Source organism: Flavobacterium crocinum (genome assembly GCF_003122385.1).
Taxonomy (GTDB): domain Bacteria; phylum Bacteroidota; class Bacteroidia; order Flavobacteriales; family Flavobacteriaceae; genus Flavobacterium; species Flavobacterium crocinum.
Genome location: NZ_CP029255.1, coordinates 4714006 through 4737265, shown reverse-complemented (window position 1 = coordinate 4737265; position 23260 = coordinate 4714006). Strand labels below are relative to the sequence as shown.

Sequence of the window (23260 nt, the reverse complement as noted above, 5' to 3'; positions counted from 1 at the left end):
AATCTAAAGCCTAAATTCTGAAATTTAAAATAAGAAAAAGTGAATTTCAATCAATTACAAAATATAGTTTCTTCTTATAAAAACACATTTTCGTTAATGTGTATCATTCTTTTCATTAGCGGAAACATCACAGCCCAAAACAATTTCCCAGATATCGTTAAAACCAAAGAAGGCAAACTTTCTTTCACTACAGATAGTCAAGGAAATCAAATCCCTGATTTTTCTTTTGCAGGATATAGAAATTCTGAAGCCGCACTTCCAAATCTGGAAAACAAGATTTTTGTTTCTCAGCAAGAAGAAGATGCAACACAAAAAATCCAAAATGCAATTGATTATGTAAGTGCATTAAAACCAGATAAATCAGGTTTTCGTGGAGCTGTTTTGTTGGATAATGGAGTTTTCAAAATTAGCGGAACATTATATATCAGAAAATCAGGAGTAGTTTTAAGAGGAAGCGGTAACTCGGAAAACGGAACCGTACTTTTAGGAACCGGATTAGAAAGAGAAGCTTTAATTAGAATTGTAGGCATAAACGATAGAGTGTATAAAGATTCATTTGAATTTGCCAACGCTTATACTCCACTTGGAACTCAGAAAATCCTGTTAAAAAATACTTCAAAATTAAAAGTGGGAGACGAAATCGAAATCAGTAAACCTTTAACGGATAATTTCATTAAAGAAGTAAACATGCAGGATTTTGGTGGAGAAACTTCTTGGATTGGCTGGAAAAAAGGAGATTGGACTACAACTTGGAATCGTGTCGTAACCAAAATAAACGGAAACGAAGTAACCATAAACGCACCAATAACAATGTCTTTGGATGATGTTTTCGGGACTTCGAAAGTAACGGTTTACTCATGGGCAGGAAGAATTGAACATATCGGAATTGAAAATATCTTATTGAAATCAACTTACACCCCTTCAAATTTAAAAGACGAAGAACATAGATGGCAAGCAATAAGTATAGAAAATTCTAGAAATACTTGGGTAAAACAAGTGAATTTCAAACATTTTGCAGGAGGAGCTGTTACGGTTTTAAAAACAAGTCAGCAAGTTACGGTTGAAGATTGTATTGCTACAGAACCTATTTCAGAAATAGCTTCATTTAGAAGACATACTTTTTATACAGAAGGTCAGCAGACTTTATTTCAGCGTTGTTACTCCGAATTTGGATATCATGATTTTGCCGTTGGCGGATTCGGGACAACAGGTCCAAATGCTTTCGTACAATGCGAATCACATTTACCATTCGAAAGCAGCGGTGCAATTGGAAGCTGGGCAACAGGAGTTTTATTTGACATCGCTAATATCGACGGAAAAGCATTAAGCTATAACAACAGAGAACAAGGCGGAAGAGGCGCAGGATGGACATCTGCGAATTCTGTAATCTGGGAATCATCGGCATCAAAAGTAGAATGTTACAGTCCGCCAACAGCTCAAAACTGGGCTTTTGGAGTTTGGGGACAATTTGGAGGAAACGGACATTGGAAAAACGTAAACGAACATATCAGTCCAAGAAGTTTATTCTACACACAGTTAGAAGCCAGATTAGGAAAACTTCCAGTTCAGCCTTTTATCTATGATTTAGGTTCAGAAGCTTCTTCAAGCCCGAGTGTAGAAGTAGCTGCAGAATTAACTAAAAATTCAGCAACAACCGCAAAAAGTCTACACGAGTTAATTGCAGAAGCTTCAAAAGCAAATCCGATTAATACAGACAGTAAGGGTTTAAAAAATGCAAACGATTTAAAAGTTGCTTCAAATAAAACAGAAAAATCAACTTCTAAAGTAACTACAGAAAATGGCTGGTTAACTTTTGAAGGAAAAGTAATTGCAGGAAAACAAACCAACGTAGCATGGTGGAGAGGTGATTTAACAGACGATTTCGTAAACAAATCAACACCGCACATTACTCGTTTCGTTCCAGGAAGAACAGGAAACGGATTGACCGATAAAGTGCAGGAAACGGTAGATTATTTGACTAAAAATAATATTGTTGCCTTAGAACACAATTACGGTTTGTGGTATGACAGAAGAATGGATGATCACGAACGTGTTCGCAGAATTGATGATGATGTTTGGCCACCGTTTTACGAACAGCCTTTCGCAAGAAGCGGAAAAGATTTTGCTTGGGATCATTTAAGTAAATACGATTTAACAAAATTCAACGATTGGTACTGGAGTCGTTTAGCGCAGTTTGCAACGCTGGCAGAACCAAACGGACAATTGTTAATCAATCAGCAATATTTTCAGCATAATATTTTAGAAGCTGGAGCACATTGGGCAAGTTCACCTTGGCGTTCTGCAAACAATATCAACAGCACAGGATTTCCTGAGCCACCGCCGTACGCAGGAGACAAACGTATTTTTATGGCGGAGCAGTTTTACGATATTACGAATGCTCAAAGAAGAAAATTACACGAAGGCTTCATTAGAAAATCATTCGAAAACTTTCAGGAAAACAGCAACGTAATTCAATTGACAAGTGCCGAGTATACAGGTCCGTTACATTTTATGGAATTTTGGTTAGACCAAGCCCAAAAGTGGAAAGATGAAACAGGCAAAAAAGGATTAATTGGATTAAGTGCTACTAAAGACGTTCAGGATGCTATTTTAAATGATGCTAAAAGAAATAAAACCGTTGATGTAATCGATATTCGTTATTGGTATTACAAAGAAGACGGTTCAGCTTACGCACCGCAAGGAGGCGTTAATTTAGCACCAAGACAGCACGCCAGAAAACTGAAAACCGGAAAAGAAACCGATAATCAGGTGTATCGTGCAGTTAGAGAATACAGAGAAAAATATCCTGAAAAAGTCATTTTATATTCAACAGACGGTTCTTCAAGATTCGGATGGTCGGCTTTAATGGCTGGAGCTTCATTGCCAAACATTCCAAAAATTGAACTGCCTCAGTTTTATTCCGCTTTAAGCGAAATGAAATTAGTTGATGGAAATACGTTTTCAGACAATCTTTGGAAACTCGAAAACAAAGGAAAAAGCTATCTTTTTTATTTGAAAAACGATCAGGATATCACAATCGATTTATCAAACGAAAAAGGAACATTTGAAGTATTTGCCATCAATGCAGCAACAGGAAATATAACGAAAAAAGCCAATATAAGTGGAGGAAAACAAGTGACAGTCCCTCAAGCTGAAATAAAAGAAAAAGTGCTTTTCTTAATTAAGAAATAGTTAGCCACAGATTTCACAGATTAAAAGGATTAAAAATAAAATCTTCCTAATCTGTTAAATCTGCGGGAAAAAATATAAAGACAAAGCCTGGGAAATCCATTAAATCAGTGAAATCTGTGGCAAGAAAATAAGAACACAATTCAAAAACAAACCAAAATGAATCTGAAAATAAAATCTTTATACGCTCTTTGTATAAGCTTTATGTTGACAGCACAAAGCGGGTTTTCGCAATCTGCCAAAACAAAAGCAACTCTGCCTGAAATCAAAGTATCTAAAAATCAGCATTATTTTGTTACCGAAAACGAAAAACCATTTTTCTGGCTTGGCGACACAGGCTGGCTGGCATTCGGAAAACTGGACAGAGCAGGAATTGAGAAATATTTCAAAGACAGAAAAGACAAAGGATTTAATGTAGTTCAGGTAATGGTTTTGCATAACATCAATGCCGTTAACGTTTATGGTGATGCTGCTTTGATCAACGAAGACGTTTCAAAACCTTTGATTACGGCAGGAAATGATTTCAAAGATGCAAAACAATACGACTATTGGGATCACGTAGATTACACTTTAGACGTAGCTCAGAAAAACCGAATTTATGTAGCGATGGTTCCAGTTTGGGGAACCAATGTTTCAAAAGGAAATAAAGTAAGCAAAGAACAAGCAACTGAATATGCTAAGTTCTTAGCTAATCGATATAAAAACAGAACCAATGTAATCTGGTTAAACGGTGGAGACACACACGGAAATGAATTTCAGGATATTTGGAACGCTATCGGAAATACATTAAAAACCAATAATCCAAACCAGTTAGTGACTTTCCACCCGTTTGGAAGAACCGATTCTTCAGATGATTATCATAATGCAAAATGGTTGGATTTCAATATGTTCCAGTCAGGACACAGAAGATACAATCAGGATTCTGTAAAAACGAATTTCAAAGAAGACAATTACAAATTTGTTCTTAGAGATTTCGAATTAAAACCAACAAAACCTACACTTGACGGAGAACCATCTTACGAAGGAATTCCACACGGTTTACACGACACACTTCAGCCAAAGTGGACAGCAAACGACGTTCGCCGTTACGGATATTGGTCGGTTTTATCAGGCGCTGCAGGTTACACATACGGACACAACGCTGTAATGCAGATGTTCAGAAAAGGCGATAAACCAGCTTACGGAAACAAAGAATTATGGACGTCAGCGATTAATGCACCTGGAGCAAAACAAATGGTTTACATTAAGAAATTAATGGAAGAAGTGCCATTTTTAGAAGGAGTCCCAGATGTTTCTTTAGTGGTGAATCAAGGAGAAAAATACGATTATATTCCAGCTATAAAAGGAGAAAAATACGCTTTATTATACACTTATAACGGAAGAATAATAGAAGTAAAACTAGGAAAAATTGCTGGGGACAAATTCGAAGCAAGTTGGTACAATCCAAGAAATGGCAAGAAAACTAAAATCGGAACATTTGATAACAAAGGAACTCAAAATTTTCAGCCAGAAGGAAAAAAAGAAGATGGTAATGACTGGGTTCTGATTTTGAAGACAAAGTAAGGTAAGAGTTTAGAAGCCTGTCAGGTTTAAACAATAGCATTTACACACAATCTTGTCATCCTGACGAAGGAAGGATCACACACGAAGCTCGTCAAAGATTGGCGAATTACTTTACGGAATTCCTAATGAGATTCCTCGTTCCTCGGAATGACAAAAAATGAGAATAAAAAACTCTCTCAGATTTTGCAGATCAAGCAGAAAAAAAATCATTTTAATCTGTAAAATCTGTGGCAGAAAAAAAAATCTGCACAATCTGCCAAATCTGCGAGAGAAAAAAAACATAACTATGAAAAACATACTAATAATACTCTGCTTCATAACCGGATTAAACACCACTTTCGCAAACGACGGCTGGTTAAACATCCTAAACGAAGGCGGAAACAACAAAGGAATAAAATGTACTCAAGCCATTCAGAATGCCATCGAAAAAGCTTCTAAAAACGGCGGAGGAACAATCTTTTTTCCAGCAGGAGAATATTTAACAGGAGCCTTAACACTCAAAAGCAACATTACAATCCATCTAGATTCTGGAGCACTTTTAAAGTTCTCAGAGAACTTCGATGATTTTCTTCCGTATGTAGAAATGCGTTACGAAGGAATTGTAATGAAAAGTTTCCAACCCTTATTTTACGCAAAAGATGTAGAAAATATTACCATTACAGGTAGAGGCGTAATCGACGGACAAGGAAAAGCGTGGTGGAACGAAGTGTACAGAATCGAAACAGCCAAAGAACCGCTTCCTCCAACCAAATACCAAACCATGTGGGAAGAGCAAAATAAAGGACTTTACACAGAACCGTATTATAAAAGAACAGTTGATAAAAAGTTTTTCAGACCATCTTTTTTCCAAGCTTACAACTGCAAAAATATTTTAATTGAAGGCGTAACCTTTAAAAACTCACCTTTCTGGACAATCAACCCAGAATTTTGTGATAATGTAACCGTTACCGGAATTTCGATTTTTAATCCGCATTCGCCAAATACAGACGGAATCAATCCTTCTTCTTGTACCAATGTTCACATTTCAAATTGCCATATCAGTGTTGGCGATGATTGTATCACAATCAAATCAGGAAGAGACGGCGACGGACGTAAATACGGAAAAGCAACAGAAAATGTAACCATCACCAACTGCACCATGTTAAGCGGTCACGGCGGTGTTGTAATCGGTAGCGAAATGTCGGGCGGAATCAAAAAAATCACGATTTCAAATTGTGTTTTTGACGGGACAGATCGCGGAATCCGTATCAAATCGGCTCGTGGAAGAGGCGGAGTGGTAGAAGATATTCGCGTCGATAATATCGTCATGAAAAACATCAAAGAAGAAGCCATCGTTTTGAGCCTTTTTTACGATAAAGGAACTACAGTTGAACCTGTTACGGAGAAAACGCCGATTTTCAGAAATATTCATATGAGCAATATTACGGCTTCAAACGTAAACAAAGCTGGACAGATTTTAGGAATTACCGAAATGCCAATCCAAAACATTACTTTCTCGAACATCAATATGGACGGAAAAGAAGGTTTTACGGTAAACACAGCCACAGATGTTGAATTTCATGATGTAAAAGTAAATGCGACAATTGGTTCTTCTTTCAAAATATCAGATTCAAAAAATATAATTTTAGACAACGTAGGATCTTCAACAGCCATAAAAGGAGTTCCGGTTATCAAATTAGATAATGTTTCAAATGCGTTGATCAACAATAATTTTCCATTCAATCAAACCGATATTTTTATCGAGGCGAATGGAAAAGACACCAAAAATATTTTCCTGAAAAACAATGTGTTCAACAATGTAACAACAGCAGTAAAAAAGGGAAAAGATTTAGATAAAAAAGCAATTACAGAATAATCATTTAGACGTATCCTAACAGGTTTTTAAAACCTGTTAGGTATTAATAATTAGAAGCAGAAATATCAGGCATTTTTGGAAACATCGTCCCGCTCTTCGTTACAATCTTGTAAACTGAACCCCAGTTCACAAGGATTTCCACTTCGATCGGGGCTAAAGAGAAAGATTTGGCTTTTTTGGAATCAATAGGATTCTGGATTAAACATAAAGATACCTACAAGGTTTTGAAAACCTTGCAGGAAAAGAAAACAAGACATGAAAAAAATATTCATCATACTAACCCTTTCACTTTTTGCGATTAGTTATTCGCAGAAAAAGAAAGATTTATATCTTTTTACGTCGTTTAGAGAACCTGCAACAGAAGGCTTATATTTGGCGTACAGCGAAGACGGTTACAACTGGAAAGGATTAGAAGGAACATTTTTAAAACCCGAAATCGGAGCCAGTAAAATCATGCGTGATCCATCCATCACAAAAGGAGCTGACGGAACGTATCACATGGTTTGGACAACCGACTGGAAAGGCGGAAATGGTTTTGGTTATGCAAGCTCAAAAGACTTGATTCATTGGTCAGAACAGCAATACATTCCCGTAATGAAAAACGAACCAGAAGTCGTAAACGTTTGGGCGCCTGAGATTTTTTATGATGATGTGAAAAAAGAATACATAATCATTTGGGCATCGACAATTCCGTTCCGATTTGAAAAAGGAGTAGAAGACGAGAAAAACAACCACAGAATGTATTATGTAACGACAAAAGATTTCAAAACGTTTTCGGATACAAAATTATATTACGATCCAGGCTTCAGCGTAATTGATTGTGTAATAGTTAAAAAAGGAAAGAAAGATTATGTTTTGGTTTTGAAAGACAACACAAGACCGATGCGAAATATAAAAGTAGCTTTCGGAAAATCGCCTTTAGGACCGTTTCAAAAAAGTTCTGCGCCATTAACGGAGTATTTATCAGAAGGCCCAACGGTGGTAAAAGTCGGTAAAAACTGGCTGTTGTATTATGACAATTACGGTTCAAAAAATTATAAAGCGTTAAGCACAACAGATTTTGTTCATTTCGAAGATGTATCTTCCAAAATAAGCCTTCCCGAAGGACACAAACACGGAACGATTACAACAATCTCTGCAGACGTTTTAAAGGGACTAATTGAAAGAAAATAAATTTAATAGCCGCAGATTATAAAGATTCTCACAGATTAATAGAAAAAATCTTTTTAATCCTTGTAATCTGTGGCAAAGAAAAAAATAAAAATCTGTCAAATCTGCCAAATCTGCGAGAGTAAAATTTTCTCCCGCAGATTTAGCAGATCAAGCAGATAAAAAAAGTTTAGAAAAATTTCACGCAGATTTAAAAGTGATTTGAGCAGATTAAGCAGATTTTTTAATCTGTATAAATCAAAAGGATTAAAATTAAATCTGAGCAAATCAGCCAAAATCTGCAAAATCTGCGTGAAACAAAAAAAAATGTAAAATGATTACTTTCCAAAACATAAAAACCAACATCATCACAGCCACAATCCTTTTGGCTTGCACCGCTATAAATGCACAAAATGACACGGTGCGTTATGTTGGTAAAACACTTTCAAACATCGATTACCATCACGGACAATTAAGTCCAGCGGTTGGAGTTCACGCCACACAAATCATGCGCGCCAGCCGTGAACATCCTGAAAAAGCAGATGGTTTTGGATGGACCTACAACCACCAGCCGATGATGGCGTATTGGAACAATACCTTTTATTTGCATTATTTAAGCGATCCTTCGGGCGAACATATTCCGCCAAGCCAAACTTTATTAATGACTTCTAAAGACGGTGTAACATGGACAAAACCAGAAGTAATTTTCCCAATTTATAGAATTCCTGACGGATGGAAGAAAGAAGGCGTTGAAGGCGTTGCCAAAAATTTGGATGCCATTATGCACCAAAGAATGGGCTTTTATACATCAAAAGACAACCGGCTTTTTGCTTTAGCCTATTACGGAATTGCGATGGATGAAAAAGACGATCCAAATGACGGAAAAGGAATTGGTCGTGTTATTCGTGAAATCAAAAAAGACGGAAGTTTTGGCGAAATCTATTTCATCAGATACAACAAAACATGGAACAAATCGAAATCGAAATTCCCATTTTACACTGCATCGAAAGACAAAGGTTTGAAAAAAGCCTGCGAAGAAATTTTATCAGAACCATTAGTTTTACAGCAATGGGTGGAAGAAGCCGATCGTGACGATGAATTGATTCCGTTACAGAAACCTTACAAAGCCTTTAGTTATTATCATTTGCCAAACGGAAATGTCGTTGGTTTATGGAAACACGCTTTAACTTCAATCAGCAGAAATGGCGGGAAATCTTGGGATTATATGCCATTGCGTGCTCCGGGATTTGTAAACAGCAATGCTAAAATCTGGGGACAAAAAACATCAGACAATCGTTATGCAACACTTTACAATCCGTCAGAATATCGTTGGCCTTTGGCTATTTCAACAAGTGACGACGGTTTAAATTATAAAGATTTATTATTGGTTCACGGAGAAGTAAGTCCGATGCGTTACGGTGGAAACTACAAATCGGCAGGCCCTCAATACGTTCGTGGAATCACAGAAAAGAACGGAACTCCGCCAGACGGAAAAATCTGGGTCGGTTACAGTATGAACAAAGAAGATATTTGGGTAGCATCGATTCCCGTTCCTGTTACTTCGGTGGTTACCGAAAATGTAAATGACGTTTTCAATACTCTTCCAGACGGACAAGAATTAAAATTGTGGAATACTTATGACCTTTCGTGGGCATCAACAAAAATCGAAAAGAAAGCCGATGGTAAAAAATGGCTGACTTTAAGAGATCAGGATTATTTTGATTATTCTCGTGCTGAAAGAGTTATTCCTTTTGCATCAAAAATGGAAGCTGTTTTTACAGTAAAACCAGAACAAAACAATCATGGTTTATTACAGATTGAATTCCAAAACAAACAAGGTTTACCATCGGTAAGATTGATTTTTGATTCGGATGGAGAATTAAAGGTGAAAAATGGCGCGCGTTTGAGTTCGGTTACAAAATACGAAGCAAACAAAGCATATACAATCACAGTTAAGTTAGATGCTAAAAACCGTCAGTACACTATAAAAGTAAATGATGGAAAAGAATCAACAAAGATATTTTACGCGCCAACAGACGGTTTCGAGCGAATCATGTTCCGTACAGGGGAACAGAGACATTCGCCAGATCCGGACACAGCGCCAGACACAGACGATTACGATGATCTGCCTCAAACCGGAAAATTAATTCCAGAAGCAGTATTCAATATCGAATCGTTGATAACTAAAAAGTTGTAAAAATTATGGAACGCGGATGAAATGGATTCGCTACCGCGAAGACGCAGATTAACACAGATTTTATATTTTAGAGTAAATAAAAAAATCCGTTTTTATCCGCGTCTTTACGAAGTAAATCCGTTTTATCAGCGTTCAATTTTAAAAGTTAGAATGAAGAATTTCAAAAACATTTTATTAGGACTTAGCTTTTTAATTACGTTCATTTCAAATGGACAAATTCTGCCTGTACGTTTAACGACAGAAATGGCCGAAAACCCATTGGCAGTTGTCGAGAATCAGCCTAGATTGAGCTGGAAATTAATTTCAAAAGAATCGGATGCATCGCAAGTCGCTTATTTGATTTTAGTAGCTTCTTCTGAAGAAAAACTAAACAATGACGATGGAGATATCTGGAATTCCGGACGAGTAAATACAGATAAAAATCTGCATATCGTTTATAATGGAAAACCATTAAAAAGCGAAACCAAATACTTCTGGAAAGTGAAAGTTTGGAATCAATCAGGGAAAGTTTCTAAATGGAGCAAAACAACTACTTTCAGAACTGCTTCTTTAGAATCAGATTTAAATCCGACTTGGATTGGAGCGATTACCAAAGCCGATAGCCATTTGCCTGAAGGAAGAAATTACCACACAGCCACTTTCAACAGAGAAAAAAAGAACTCCTTTATCAATGCTTCCGATTCTTTGGCACGCAGAAGTATTATGTTGCGTAAACCTTTCGAAGTAAAAAAAGAAATCAAAGAAGCCATTGTTTATATTTCAGGTTTAGGACATTATGAATTGACTATCAACGGAAAAAAAGTGGGCAATAGCCAGTTTGCGCCTTTGTGGACCGATTATGATAAAACGGTTAATTACAATGTTTATGAGTTAAGCGCAAAAGAATTTCAAAAAGGCGATAACGTAATTGGTGTTTTGTTAGGAAACGGAATGTACAATACGCTTGCCGAAAGATATACTAAATTCTTTGTAAGTTTTGGTCCGCCGACTTTGTTCTTTAAAATGAAAATCAAGTATAATGACGGTTCAGAAGAAATTATAAAATCTGATGGAAGCTGGAAATACAGCAAAAGTCCGATTACGTACAACAGTATTTTTGGGGGAGAAGATTACAATGCCAGTTTAGAGCAAAAAGGTTGGAATCGTAAAGGTTTTAAAGATAGAGATTGGAAAAAAGTAGTTATTCAGGAAGCACCAAAAGGTGTTTTAAGACCTCAGACAGCACCGCCAGTTACCATTCAGAAACAATACGAAGTTAAAACCGTAAAAGAGCTGAAACCGAATTTCTATGTTTTTGATATGGGACAGAATCTTTCGGGATTTCCAACCATCAAAGTAAAAGGAAAAAGAGGACAAACGATTCGTGTTTGGGTGGCTGAAGGTTTAAATGAAGAAGGAACAATTGCACAAGGAAGATCTGGAAAACCTTATTATTACGATTACACTTTAAAAGGCGATAGAGTTGAAGAATGGACGCCAAAATTCAGTTTCTACGGTTATCAGTATGTTCAGATTGAAAACATTAATTACAAAGAAGATAAGAATAAGGAACTTCCAACTTTAGTTGATTTGAAATCGAATTTCATTTACAATTCGGCTGGAGAAGCAGGAAGTTTTTCATGTTCGAATGAGATTTTCAATAAAACACACGAATTGATAAATAATTCGATCAAAAGTAACTTTCAAAGTGTATTTACCGATTGTCCGCAACGTGAAAAGTTAGGATGGCTGGAGGAAATTCAGTTGAATGGACCTGGATTAATGTTCAATTACAATCTTCAGACTTTCCTTCCTGCAACCATGCAGAATATTTCTGATTCGCAAAGAGAAAATGGTTTAATTCCGACAATTGTCCCTGAATATGTCATTTTTGGTGGCGACTTTACCGATTCTCCAGAATGGGGAGTTACAGGCGTAATTCTGCCTTGGATGTATTATGAATATTATGGAGATGCTTCATTGTTAGAAAAATATTTTCCTGTAATGAAAAACTACGTGGATTATTTAGGAACGAAAGCAACAAACCATATCGTTTCGCACGGATTGGGCGATTGGTATGATTACGGAACGCATCCGGCAGGATATTCTAAAAATAGCCCGATTGCCCTTTCTGCGACTTCTCATTACTATTATGGAGCTTATTTAGTAGCAAAAGCATCAAAATTATTAGGAAAAATGGAAGATTTTGAGAAATATAATGCTTTGGCTTCTGAGATTAAAACGGCTTTCAACAAGGAATTTTTTAATGAAGAAACAAAGAAATACGGAACCAATAGTCAGTTTAGTAATGCTGTTCCGATTTTTATGGATATCGTAGAACCGAAAAATAAAGAGGCAGTAATGCAGAATTTACTAGCTGATATCAAAGAAAAAGGCGATCGTTTGACAACAGGAGATGTTGGAAACCGTTATTTATTCCAGACTTTGGCAAGAAACGGCGAAAACGAAACGATGTACAGAATGCATAATCATTATGATGCGCCGGGTTATGGCTTTCAGATTAAATTTGGCTTGACCACTTTAACGGAACAATGGGATCCTAGAAAAGGAAATTCGTGGAATCACTTTATGTTAGGGCAAATTGAAGAATGGTTTTACCAAAGTTTAGCGGGAATCAAATCAGACCCTGAAAAACCGGGTTTCAAACATTTCTTTATTCAACCGGAAGTGGTGGGCGATATGACTTTCGCGAAAGCGGACTATCAATCAGTTTACGGAAAAATTGCTTCTTCTTGGGAAAAGAAAGACGGAAAATTTATTCTGACAGTTCAGATTCCGGTGAATACAACTGCGACAATAAAATTGCCGGTTGCTAAAAATTCAGAAATAAAAATTGACAATAAAAAGGTTAGGGCAGGTTATAACGAAAAAGATAAGAAACCGATATTAGAACTTGGTTCAGGAATTTATACAATCGAATGCACAATATAATGGAACGCGGATGATACGGATTTACTTCGTAAAGACGCGGATAAAAACGGATTTTTCTTTTTTTTTTAAATAAATAAAAAATCCGTGTAAATCAGTGTTTTCGCGATAGCGAATCCGTGTCATCAGTGTTCCAACACACAACAATATTAAAATGAAAAATTTAAAATACATCTTCTTAGTTTCCATTTTTGCTTTGACATTGGCCAATGCGCAAAGCACTTCTGATACTAATTTTAGAAAGCCAGTTTCAGAGACTTTAAAAAAAATAGAAACTGTTTTTAACGTAACCATCAACGATGACAGAGGTTTATTAAAAGGAAAAGAACTGGATTATGCCGATTGGAGAATTGAACCTGGAAATTTAGCGCTTTCGCTAACGAACATTTTAGCGCCGTTTGAATTGATGTATTTCAAACAACCCGATGGAACCTACATCATACGCAAGTATGAAAACCATAAAGTTTCGGTAGATAAAGGAAAAGAACGCTTGTTTTACTTAGAAAGCCTTTATTCGACCAAAGAAGAATGGGAGAAACGCAAAACGGAGTTAAAAGCTTGTATGATTGCATCATTTGGATTAGAAAAGGCACCCCCAATGCCCAAGTCTAAACCACTTTTAACTCCAAAAAGAATTTACAAAGACTACAGTGTAGAAAATATTGCTTTGGAAATTCTTCCGGGAGTTTATGCCACAGGATCGATTTACAAACCGTACCCGTTCAATAAAAAGTCTGCTGTAATTATTACGCCAGACGGGCATTTCGGAGACGGAAGATATAGAAAAGACGAGCAGTACCGTTGTGCCATGATGGCCAAAATGGGCGCCATTGTAGTAGGTTACGATTTATTTGCATGGGGAGAATCGTTATTGCAGTTTCCAGAAGAAACACACAGAAACAGCATCGCATCGACAGTTCAATTGTTGACAGGAATTCGTTTATTGGATTATTTGGCAACCGTAAAAAATGCCGATATGACGAGAGTTGGTGTAACAGGAGGTTCTGGCGGAGGATCACATACGATGTTTTTATCGGCGATTGATGATCGCGTTAAAGTTTCGGCTCCAGTTGTGATGGTTTCTTCTCATTTCTCAGGTGGTTGTCCATGCGAAAGTGGTCGTGGCATTCACTTATGCGGAAACGGAACAAATAATGCTGAAATCTCTGCAATGATGGCTCCAAAACCACAATTAATTGTTTCTGATGGAAAAGACTGGACATTAGCAGTTCCTGAATTGGAATTTCCTTTTATCCAAAGAACGTATGAATTATACGGAAAGAAAGATTTAGTGGAAAACGCTCATTTTGCAAAAGAAGGACACGATTTCGGAATCTCGAAACGTATGGCTTTGTATCCGTTTATGGCGAAATATTTAAATTTAGATTTGAATAAAGTGAAGAACGATAAAGGCGAGATCGACGAATCGACTTGTGTGATTGAACCAAAAGAAAAGTTGTTAGTTTTTGGAGATAAAGGAGAAAAACTACCGAAAAATGCTTTGAAAGACATTAACAAATTATATGAAATGTTCGGAGAAAAAAATCTGAAAGTTTACGAGGTTAAGAAGTAATAGAGTTTGCCACGAATTTCACGAATGGGCACGAATTATTTTTTTGCCACAGATTACACAGATTAAAAGGATTTTTTTATCTCCTTAATCTGCAAAATCTGCGGGAGTAAAATTTTTTCACGCAGATTTGCTTCGCCAGTTTGCTATCGCTCGAGTTGCAGGTCTAGCAGATTTTTAATCAGTGGAAATCCTTTTAATCTGTGGCAAAATAAATTAGAGAATTGAAATGAAAATTAAAAAATAATTCGTGCCCATTCGTGTAATTCGTGGCGAAAAAAAAATATACTATGAAGTTAAAAATTAAAATAACGGCAATCTGTTTTGGAATTTTTTCCTTGACAGCAACAGCACAAAATGACCTAAAATTATGGTACGATAAACCAGCTGCAATTTGGAACGAAGCTTTGCCTTTGGGTAACGGACGTTTGGGTGCCATGGTTTTTGGCGATCCAGCTGTAGAACGTTTACAATTGAACGAAGAAACGATTTGGGCAGGTTCTCCAAACAGCAATGCGCATACTAAATCAATAAAGGCACTTCCAATAGTTCGTCAGTTAATTTTTGATGGAAAATTTGATGAAGCACAGAATTTAGCGACACAGGATATTATGTCGCAAACCAATGACGGAATGCCGTATCAGACTTTTGGAAGCGTTTATATTTCATTCGCAGGACATCAAAGATATACGGATTATTATCGTGATTTAGATATCAGCAACGCGACAGCGAAAGTTAAATACAAAGTGAACGGGGTTGAATTTACAAGAGAAATTCTAACTGCATTTTCAGATCAGGTTATTGTGGTAAAACTTACTGCGAGTCAGCCGGGACAGATTACTTGTAATGTTTTCATGAACAGTCCGATTGATAAAACGGTGGCTTCGACAGAAGGAAACCAGATTATACTTTCTGGAGTTGGAACTAACTTTGAAGGCGTAAAAGGAAAAGTAAAATTTCAAGGTCGATTAACGGCTAAAAACAAAGGGGGGCAAATCGATGCCAGCAACGGCATTTTAAGCATTAACAAGGCTGATGAAGTGACTTTATATATTTCAATTGCTACGAACTTCAAAAACTATCAGGATATTTCGGGAGATGAAATTGCAAAAAGCAAAGACTACTTAGCTAAAGCCGAAGTAAAAGATTTTGAAACAATAAAGAAAGCGCATGTTGATTATTACCAAAAATTCTTCAACAGAGTATCTTTAAATTTAGGTTCAAATGATTTAGTTAAAAAGCCAACAAACGAAAGAATCCGAGATTTCTCGAAACAGTTTGATCCACAGTTAGCTTCGTTATATTTCCAATTTGGACGTTATCTTTTAATTTCGAGTTCACAGCCGGGCGGACAACCAGCTAATCTACAGGGAATTTGGAACGATATGGTCACTCCGCCTTGGGACAGTAAATACACTACAAACATCAATGCCGAAATGAATTACTGGCCAGCACAAGTAACCAATTTGCAGGAAATGCACGAACCTTTTGTGCAAATGGCAAAAGAGTTAGCTGTGACTGGTGCAGAAACGGCAAGAACAATGTACAATGCAAATGGCTGGGTTTTACATCACAATACCGATATCTGGCGTGTTACTGCTCCAGTAGATTCCGCTGCTTCGGGAATGTGGCCAACGGGCGGTGCTTGGGTTTGTCAGGATTTATGGGAAAGATATTTATATACAGGTGATAAAAAATATTTAGCAGAAATTTATCCCATCATGAAAGGCGCTGCTGATTTCTTTTTGGATTTTATGGTGATAGATCCAAACACGAAATATTTAGTTGTTGTGCCGTCAAGTTCGCCTGAAAATACACACGCAGGCGGAACAGGAAAAGCAACAATTGCATCGGGAACAACAATGGATAATCAGTTGGTTTTTGATTTGTTTACGCATGTTATGGAAGCTTCGGGATTGGTTTCTCCGGATCCTGTTTATTTGAAAAAAGTAAGTGATGCTTTGGCAAAAATGCCACCAATGAAAGTCGGAAAACACAATCAATTACAGGAATGGCAGGACGATTGGGATAACCCGAAGGACAATCACAGACACGTTTCGCATTTATATGGATTGTATCCGAGTAATCAGATTTCGGCAATAAAAACACCTGAATTATTTGAAGCGGCCAAACAATCTTTGATTTACAGAACAGACGAATCTACAGGCTGGTCAATGGGATGGAAAGTGAATTTGTGGGCGAGATTATTAGACGGAAATCACGCTTATAAATTAATTCAGGATCAATTGCATTTGGTAACAGCAGATCAAAGAAAAGGCGGAGGAACGTATCCGAATATGTTGGATGCGCATCAGCCTTTTCAAATTGATGGAAACTTTGGATGTACAGCCGGCTTCGCCGAAATGTTAATGCAGAGTCAGGAAGATGCGATTCATTTATTGCCTGCTTTACCAACTGTTTGGAAAGATGGAAATGTAAAAGGGTTAGTGGCAAGAGGCGGATTTGTAATTGATATGACGTGGAAAAACAATAAAGTTTCGGAGTTGAAAATCTATTCGAAAATTGGAGGAAACTGCCGATTGAAAGTAGAAAATACTTTAAAAGGTTCTTCGCTTAAAAAAGCAAAAGGAAAAAATCCGAATCCGTTGTTTTATGATGTGGAAGTGAAGAAGCCGATTATTTCTAATGAAGCAAAATTGCCTAAAGTACAATTGCCAACGTACAATATTTACGATGTGAATATGAAAGCGGGGCAGACTTATACTTTTGTGGGGAATTAAAATAATGAATTAAACCCGACAGGTTTTTAAAACCTGTCAGGTCTCGATACGTTTCCTGCAAGGTTTTCAAAACCTTGTAGGTATAAATGATAAATCCTGTGAATAAAATAAAACACCTACAAGGTTTTGGAAACCTTGCAGGAGTGAGAAAACGTAAAGGTCTCTTGCGTGAGTGATGGGAGTGGAGCTCTCTCGATTTTTCATCGGGAAGCGGGAACGGACAGGACGATTCGCCACGGCGAACACGCCCAAAGAATTAGTTTTAAAATAATAATTAGAATATGTTACAACATCTCAAACATAAAATAATAATACTTTCAATTGTCGTTGCTTGTATAAACAGCAGTTGCAAATCGACTGTAGATCATTCACAAAAAGGAAAATCGGTTATTTTAAAAGAAAAAAACTTCAAACATTATGTGGATTATTTCAACACGATGGAAGATGAAAATTTGAAATTTGCGATTCCGAACGATTCAGCTTGGACTTGGATGGAAAAAAATATTCCACTGTTTGAATGTCCGCAGCAGAATTTTGAGGAGATTTATTATTTCCGCTGGTGGAGTGCGCGAAAACACATCAAGAAAACACCACAGGGATTTGCGATTACGGAGTTTTTGGTGGACCGTTCGTATGCCGATAAATACAATATGATTAGCTGTGCTTTGGGACATCATATCAATGAATTCCGCTGGGTTCATGACCCGCAATATTTGGAGCAGGACGTGAAAATCTGGTATCGGGGAAATGATGGAAAACCAATGGGGAAATTGTATAAATTCAGCAGTTGGACAGCCGATGCCTTATACAATCGTTATTTGGTGAATAAAGATGAAAAATTCTTATTGGATTTGTACCCAGATATGGTTACAGATTATGCCGTTTGGGAAAAAGATCGCCAGCGTAAAGACGGACTGTTTTGGCAACACGATGTAAAAGATGGAATGGAGGAATCCTTAAGTGGCGGGCGTAAAGTACAAAATGCTAGGCCAACGATAAATAGTTATATGTATGGAAATGCTGTAGCGATTTCTAAAATGGCTGAAATGAAAGGTGATAAAGAAACAGAAACCAAATTCAAAGCGAAAGCTGACGTTTTACAACAATTAGTCGAAACCAAATTATGGAATTCTAAAAGCGAATTTTTTGAGACTTTTACAGAAAAAGATACTTTAGCACAAGTTCGAGAAGCCATCGGATTTATTCCTTGGTATTTTAATCTTCCAGAGCAAAACAAAGGATTTGAAAAAGCTTGGGAGCAGATTAAGGATGAAAAAGGATTTTCGGCTCCGTTTGGTTTGACAACGGCTGAAAGAAGAAGTCCAAGATTTAGAACACACGGAACAGGAACCTGCGAATGGGACGGCGCGATTTGGCCATTTGCAAGTTCGCAGACGTTAACGGCTTTAGCTAATGTTTTGAATAATTACAATCAGAACTTTGTTGCTAAACCCGATTATTTCAAGCAAATGGAATTGTATGTTCAATCACAATATTATAGAGGAAAACCTTATCTTGGCGAGTATTTGGACGAAACAACGGGCTATTGGTTAATGGGTGACAGAGAAAGAAGCCGGTATTATAATCATTCCACTTTTAACGATTTAGTGATTACGGGTTTGGTTGGTTTACGTCCAAGAGCTGATGAAAAGATTGAAGTAAATCCGTTGATTCCGCAAGAAAAATGGGATTGGTTTTGTTTGGATAACGTTTTGTATCACGGAAATATTATTACCATTCTTTGGGATAAAACAGGAGAAAAATATAAAAAAGGAAAAGGTTTTAGAATCTTTAAAAACGGGAAAGAAATTGCAGTTTCTGAGAGATTGGAGAAGTTAGTTTCTGAATAATTTTGAACTTGACAGGTTTTTTAAAACCTGTCGGGTTTAGCAGATAAAGTTGATTTAGTTAAAAATAAAATTTGGAGAAAACAGTATTAAATTATTCGATCAAAGGTGGTGTATTTCATATTGCATGGAATATGGTATTTGTGGTTTTAGGTATTTACTTTTTATCAATCATAAATGTTGAAAAGATTACATTTAAATTTGGTGATTTGATATTACCAATTGTTGCTGTTTTGTTTATCGTGGTTTATGGAAAAAAGGCGTTAATGACTCTCTTTAATTTTCATAAAAAAATAATTTTCTCACAAGAAGGATTAGAACTTAATGAGATTTTTTATGAATGGAAAGATATTATATTTCCAAGAGTTATTTCCAAAACAGAACACACGGCAAAGTACAATTTGTCATACAAGGAGTTTTACCTCACTTTTGTTTATAAGCAGAAAACGATCGAAATAAAAATAGATGATTACGATGTATCTGAAAATGAAATTAAAGAACTTCTAAAAGAATATACTCCAAAGTTTACACCAAGCACTATGAGCGAAAATAAAATAGTTTACCAACCGATACATGATTTTGACCAGATCATCACGCTAGATGAATATTACGATCTTGAATATGAGGAATCTGAAGAAGCCATTAAAGACATTCAGAAATTGGCGGTAAAAGATCTAGAGTCAGTAAAGCGCTTTTGTGAAAACAATATTTATGCACAGCCAGATAAAGTTAGATTTGTTTATTATGCATTGAGTGAGGATGAGGATCTTGACAAATGGGCAGATTTTCTTTCAGATGAATTCAGAAGGGTTTACCAAATAGGATTAGAGCAAAATAAAGTAAAGGAACTTTCTTCTGTTATTAATGAGATTATTGTCGAGACAATAGATTCTTATCCTGCAGAAAGGGTTAGAGAAATACTGCTGAAGGGTTTAGATTATAAAGAATTTGAAACTCGTTTGAATGCCTTGGAATTTCTTCCTGATTGGATTAATGAACAGGTTTTAAAGAGTAATCCATCTATAGTATCGAAGCTGAGACAAAAGCTGAAAGATCCAGAGTGGAAAATACGTTGGGAAACAAGTAAATTATTAGAACGAAATAAAATAGCGTTTGAGAGTTTAAGCACATTGGACAAATTAAGACGATTTATAAATCCTTAACAATCTAATTTTGAGCTTCGGAGAAGCTTAATATTTATAGCAAAATAAAGATCCAATTGATAAAAAGCTCCAGCGGAGCGATATCTATAGAAAATTATGTCACTCCGCTGGGGCTTATCTAACTAACTATTATAAAATCTATAAATATATCGTCCCTCTGGGACTTGACATTATTTAAACAATATCATGAAAAAGTTTTTTTTACATCTTACCTTAATCATTTCACTTTTCACAATTTCGGCGAAAGCCCAAACCAAAATCATTGTGAGTGATTTAAAATGCGAAATGCTGACCAATCCAGAAGGAATTGACGTTTTACAGCCAAGATTAAGCTGGAAAATTAAAGCAGATATTAATGATGTAAAACAAACTCATTATCAAGTTTTAGCATCGTCATCTTTAGAAAAATTAAATGCAGGAAACGCAGATTTATGGGACAGCGGAAAGGTACAAAGCGAGGAATCTGTAAATGTAATTTATAATGGAAAAAAGCTAAAAGACCGACAAGATGTTTATTGGAAAGTAACGGTTTTTACCAATAAAGGAGAAGTTCAATCAAAAGAAACAGCACATTTCAGCATCGGAATTTTGACTTATGCCGACTGGAAATCAACACGATGGATTGGGTATGAAAAAACTTCTCAAGGAGATAGTATTTCGCAGTATTCTCGATTATCAGCGAGATATTTAAGAAAAGAAATCGACTTAAAAAAGAAAGTCAAAAGTGCCAAAGTTTATATCATGGGAATGGGCTTGTACGAGTTTTACATTAACGGAAATAAAATTGGAGATCAGGTTTTAGCTCCCGTTCCTACAGATTATACCAAGAATGTAAAATACAATGTTTTTGATGTGACTTCGCAATTGCAAGAAGGTAAAAATGCGTTGGGAACCATTTTAGGAAACGGACGTTTTTTCACGATGCGTCAGGATTATAAACCGTATAAAATCAAAACTTTTGGGTATCCGAAAATGGTTTTGCAGTTGTTTGTAGAATATACAGATGGGAGTAAAGATGTAATTAGAACGGACGATACTTGGAAAATTACAACTGACGGACCGATTTTATCTAACAACGAATACGACGGCGAAGAATACGATGCCCGTAAAGAAATGAAAGGCTGGAATACCATCAATTTTAATGATAAAAAATGGCTTTCGGCAGAATATGTTCAGGAACCGGGCGGATTCTATGAAGGACAGATGTCGGCGAATATGAAGGTAAAACGTGAAGTAAAACCGATTTCGATCAAACTAACACCAAAAGGAACTTATATCCTGGATATGGGGCAAAATATGGTGGGCTGGTTGCAATTGAAAGTGAAAGGAAATTCGGGCGACAAAATCACAATGAAATTTGCCGAATCTTTACAGCCAGATGGTTCGTTATATATTGCGAATTTACGCGATGCTAAAACAACTGATATTTATACTTTAAAAGGTGAAGGGGAAGAAGTTTGGGAACCACGTTTTATTTTTCACGGATTTCGATTTGTGGAGATTTCAGGATTTAAAACCAAACCAGCTTTAGAGAATTTTGTTGGAAAAGTGGTTTATGATGATATTGCCACAACAGGAACTTTTGATTCTTCAAACCCAATTATGAATCAGATTTTTAAAAATGCGTGGTGGGGAATCAGCGGTAATTATAAAGGAATGCCAATTGATTGTCCGCAACGAAACGAGCGTCAGCCTTGGTTAGGGGACAGAACTACTGGAGCTTATGGAGAAAGTTTCTTATTCGACAATCAGACCTTGTATGCAAAATGGTTAGACGATATTAAAAACTCACAAACTATTGATGGCGGAATTCCAGATGTAGCGCCAGCTTTTTGGCGTTATTACGGAGATAATGTGACTTGGCCGGGAACGTATATTACTGTTGCAGATATGCTGTATCAGCAGTTTGGCGATAAAAAAGTAATAGAAAAACAATATTCGTCTATGAAAAAATGGATGGATTATATGGAAGAAAACTATTTGGTTGACGATATTATGACCAAAGACAAATATGGCGATTGGTGTGTTCCGCCTGAGTCATTGGAATTAATTCGTTCCAAAGATCCTTCTCGTTTAACAGATGGTGAATTGATTTCGAGTGCTTTTTATTATCAGCTTTTAAATATAATGAAGAAATTTGCGGTAATCGCGAATGCTGAAAATGATATCAAACATTACGACGAATTAGCTTCAAGAATTAAAAGAGCATTCAACGCTAAATATTTTAATACAGCAAAAAACAGTTACGCCAATAATACTGTGACAGCGAATTTACTGCCTTTAACTTTCGGAATGGTTCCGAAGGAATTAGAGCAAAAAGTTTTCGAAAATTTAGTTCATGAAGTGGAAGTAACCAAAAATGGTCATGTCAGCACTGGCGTTATCGGAACACAATTTTTAATGCGAACGTTAACCAATTTTGGTCGTGGCGATTTGGCTTTCAAACTGGCCTCAAACAAAACGTATCCAAGCTGGGGTTATATGGTCGAAAACGGTGCCACAACCATTTGGGAACTTTGGAACGGAAACACCGCAGATCCAGCAATGAATTCGCAAAATCACGTGATGCTTTTAGGTGATTTATTGATTTGGTATTACGAAAATATGGCCGGAATCAAAAGCAATCCTGAAACTCCAGGCTTCAAACAAATCATTATGAAACCAGATTTTAATGCAGGATTGACTTATGTAAATGCTTCTTACGAATCGATTTACGGAACGATTAAAAGTGACTGGAAAAAGGATAAAAAAGCTTTAGTTTGGAATATTACTATTCCTGCTAATACAACGGCTGTAGTATATCTTCCTGCTATTGCTGTTTCTGCAATCTCAATTAATAAACAAAAGTTGGATAAAACTTCTTATGCTCATTCAATAGAAAAAAATCAAATAGTTGTTACACTTTCGTCAGGAAATTATGCAATAAACGTTAAATAATCTGCATTTTTAATAATTCGGGACAGTACAGGATGCATTGTTAGTTTTTTGGTGTTATTTTTACACTTATTAAATATTTTTACCTAAAAAAATGTTGGGTATGTATTTATAGTCAGAAAAA

General features: G+C 36.4%; 11 protein-coding genes. All 11 read left to right on the top strand.

The window, feature by feature from the left end; translation table 11 throughout:
- Positions 1-39 precede the first annotated feature (39 nt).
- The 11 genes from HYN56_RS20340 (at position 40) to HYN56_RS20285 (ending at position 23139) form a co-directional block, all read left to right on the top strand.
- Entirely contained in the window at positions 40-3192 is a 3153-nt protein-coding gene (locus HYN56_RS20340; RefSeq protein ID WP_240622602.1) for a DUF6298 domain-containing protein, read from the top strand.
- A 156-nt stretch (positions 3193-3348) separates the two neighbouring features.
- Positions 3349-4752: a glycoside hydrolase family 140 protein gene (locus HYN56_RS20335; protein ID WP_109193858.1), complete on the top strand. Its 1404-nt coding sequence runs from the start codon at positions 3349-3351 to the stop codon at positions 4750-4752.
- A 286-nt stretch (positions 4753-5038) separates the two neighbouring features.
- Positions 5039-6607, top strand: a complete 1569-nt coding sequence (locus HYN56_RS20330) for a glycoside hydrolase family 28 protein (RefSeq protein WP_109193857.1) — start codon at positions 5039-5041, stop codon at positions 6605-6607.
- Between the two features lie 255 nt (positions 6608-6862).
- A complete protein-coding gene (locus HYN56_RS20325; protein WP_109193856.1) occupies positions 6863-7780 on the top strand; it encodes a glycoside hydrolase family 43 protein in 918 nt (305 codons plus the stop codon).
- A gap of 310 nt (positions 7781-8090) precedes the next feature.
- Complete coding sequence (locus tag HYN56_RS20315; protein ID WP_109193854.1) at positions 8091-9953, top strand: sialidase/neuraminidase family protein; 1863 nt, start codon at positions 8091-8093, stop codon at positions 9951-9953.
- A gap of 150 nt (positions 9954-10103) precedes the next feature.
- The gene (locus HYN56_RS20310; RefSeq protein ID WP_109194888.1) at positions 10104-12884 is read left to right on the top strand and encodes a glycoside hydrolase family 78 protein; all 2781 of its coding nucleotides are present in this window, start codon (positions 10104-10106) and stop codon (positions 12882-12884) included.
- Positions 12885-13035: 151 nt separating this feature from the next.
- Positions 13036-14454, top strand: coding sequence for an acetylxylan esterase (locus HYN56_RS20305; protein WP_109193853.1), 1419 nt, complete (start codon positions 13036-13038; stop codon positions 14452-14454).
- Between the two features lie 287 nt (positions 14455-14741).
- Entirely contained in the window at positions 14742-17192 is a 2451-nt protein-coding gene (locus tag HYN56_RS20300; RefSeq protein ID WP_109193852.1) for a glycoside hydrolase family 95 protein, read from the top strand.
- 281 nt (positions 17193-17473) lie between these two features.
- A complete protein-coding gene (locus HYN56_RS20295; protein WP_109193851.1) occupies positions 17474-19042 on the top strand; it encodes an MGH1-like glycoside hydrolase domain-containing protein in 1569 nt (522 codons plus the stop codon).
- A gap of 71 nt (positions 19043-19113) precedes the next feature.
- Positions 19114-20202 carry a hypothetical protein gene (locus HYN56_RS20290; RefSeq protein ID WP_109193850.1) on the top strand — a complete coding sequence of 363 codons (1089 nt, stop codon included), beginning with the start codon at positions 19114-19116 and terminating at the stop codon, positions 20200-20202.
- Between the two features lie 186 nt (positions 20203-20388).
- Positions 20389-23139: a glycoside hydrolase family 78 protein gene (locus tag HYN56_RS20285; protein ID WP_109193849.1), complete on the top strand. Its 2751-nt coding sequence runs from the start codon at positions 20389-20391 to the stop codon at positions 23137-23139.
- Positions 23140-23260 lie beyond the last annotated feature (121 nt).

Excerpts from the sequence above, each read along its gene's own strand:
- HYN56_RS20335 (WP_109193858.1), top strand. The coding sequence starts at position 3,349 with ATGAATCTGAAAATAAAATCTTTATACGCTCTTTGTATAAGCTTTATG.
- HYN56_RS20330 (WP_109193857.1), top strand. The coding sequence starts at position 5,039 with ATGAAAAACATACTAATAATACTCTGCTTCATAACCGGATTAAACACC.
- HYN56_RS20325 (WP_109193856.1), top strand. The coding sequence starts at position 6,863 with ATGAAAAAAATATTCATCATACTAACCCTTTCACTTTTTGCGATTAGT.
- HYN56_RS20315 (WP_109193854.1), top strand. The coding sequence starts at position 8,091 with ATGATTACTTTCCAAAACATAAAAACCAACATCATCACAGCCACAATC.
- HYN56_RS20310 (WP_109194888.1), top strand. The coding sequence starts at position 10,104 with ATGAAGAATTTCAAAAACATTTTATTAGGACTTAGCTTTTTAATTACG.
- HYN56_RS20305 (WP_109193853.1), top strand. The coding sequence starts at position 13,036 with ATGAAAAATTTAAAATACATCTTCTTAGTTTCCATTTTTGCTTTGACA.
- HYN56_RS20300 (WP_109193852.1), top strand. The coding sequence starts at position 14,742 with ATGAAGTTAAAAATTAAAATAACGGCAATCTGTTTTGGAATTTTTTCC.
- HYN56_RS20295 (WP_109193851.1), top strand. The coding sequence starts at position 17,474 with ATGTTACAACATCTCAAACATAAAATAATAATACTTTCAATTGTCGTT.
- HYN56_RS20285 (WP_109193849.1), top strand. The coding sequence starts at position 20,389 with ATGAAAAAGTTTTTTTTACATCTTACCTTAATCATTTCACTTTTCACA.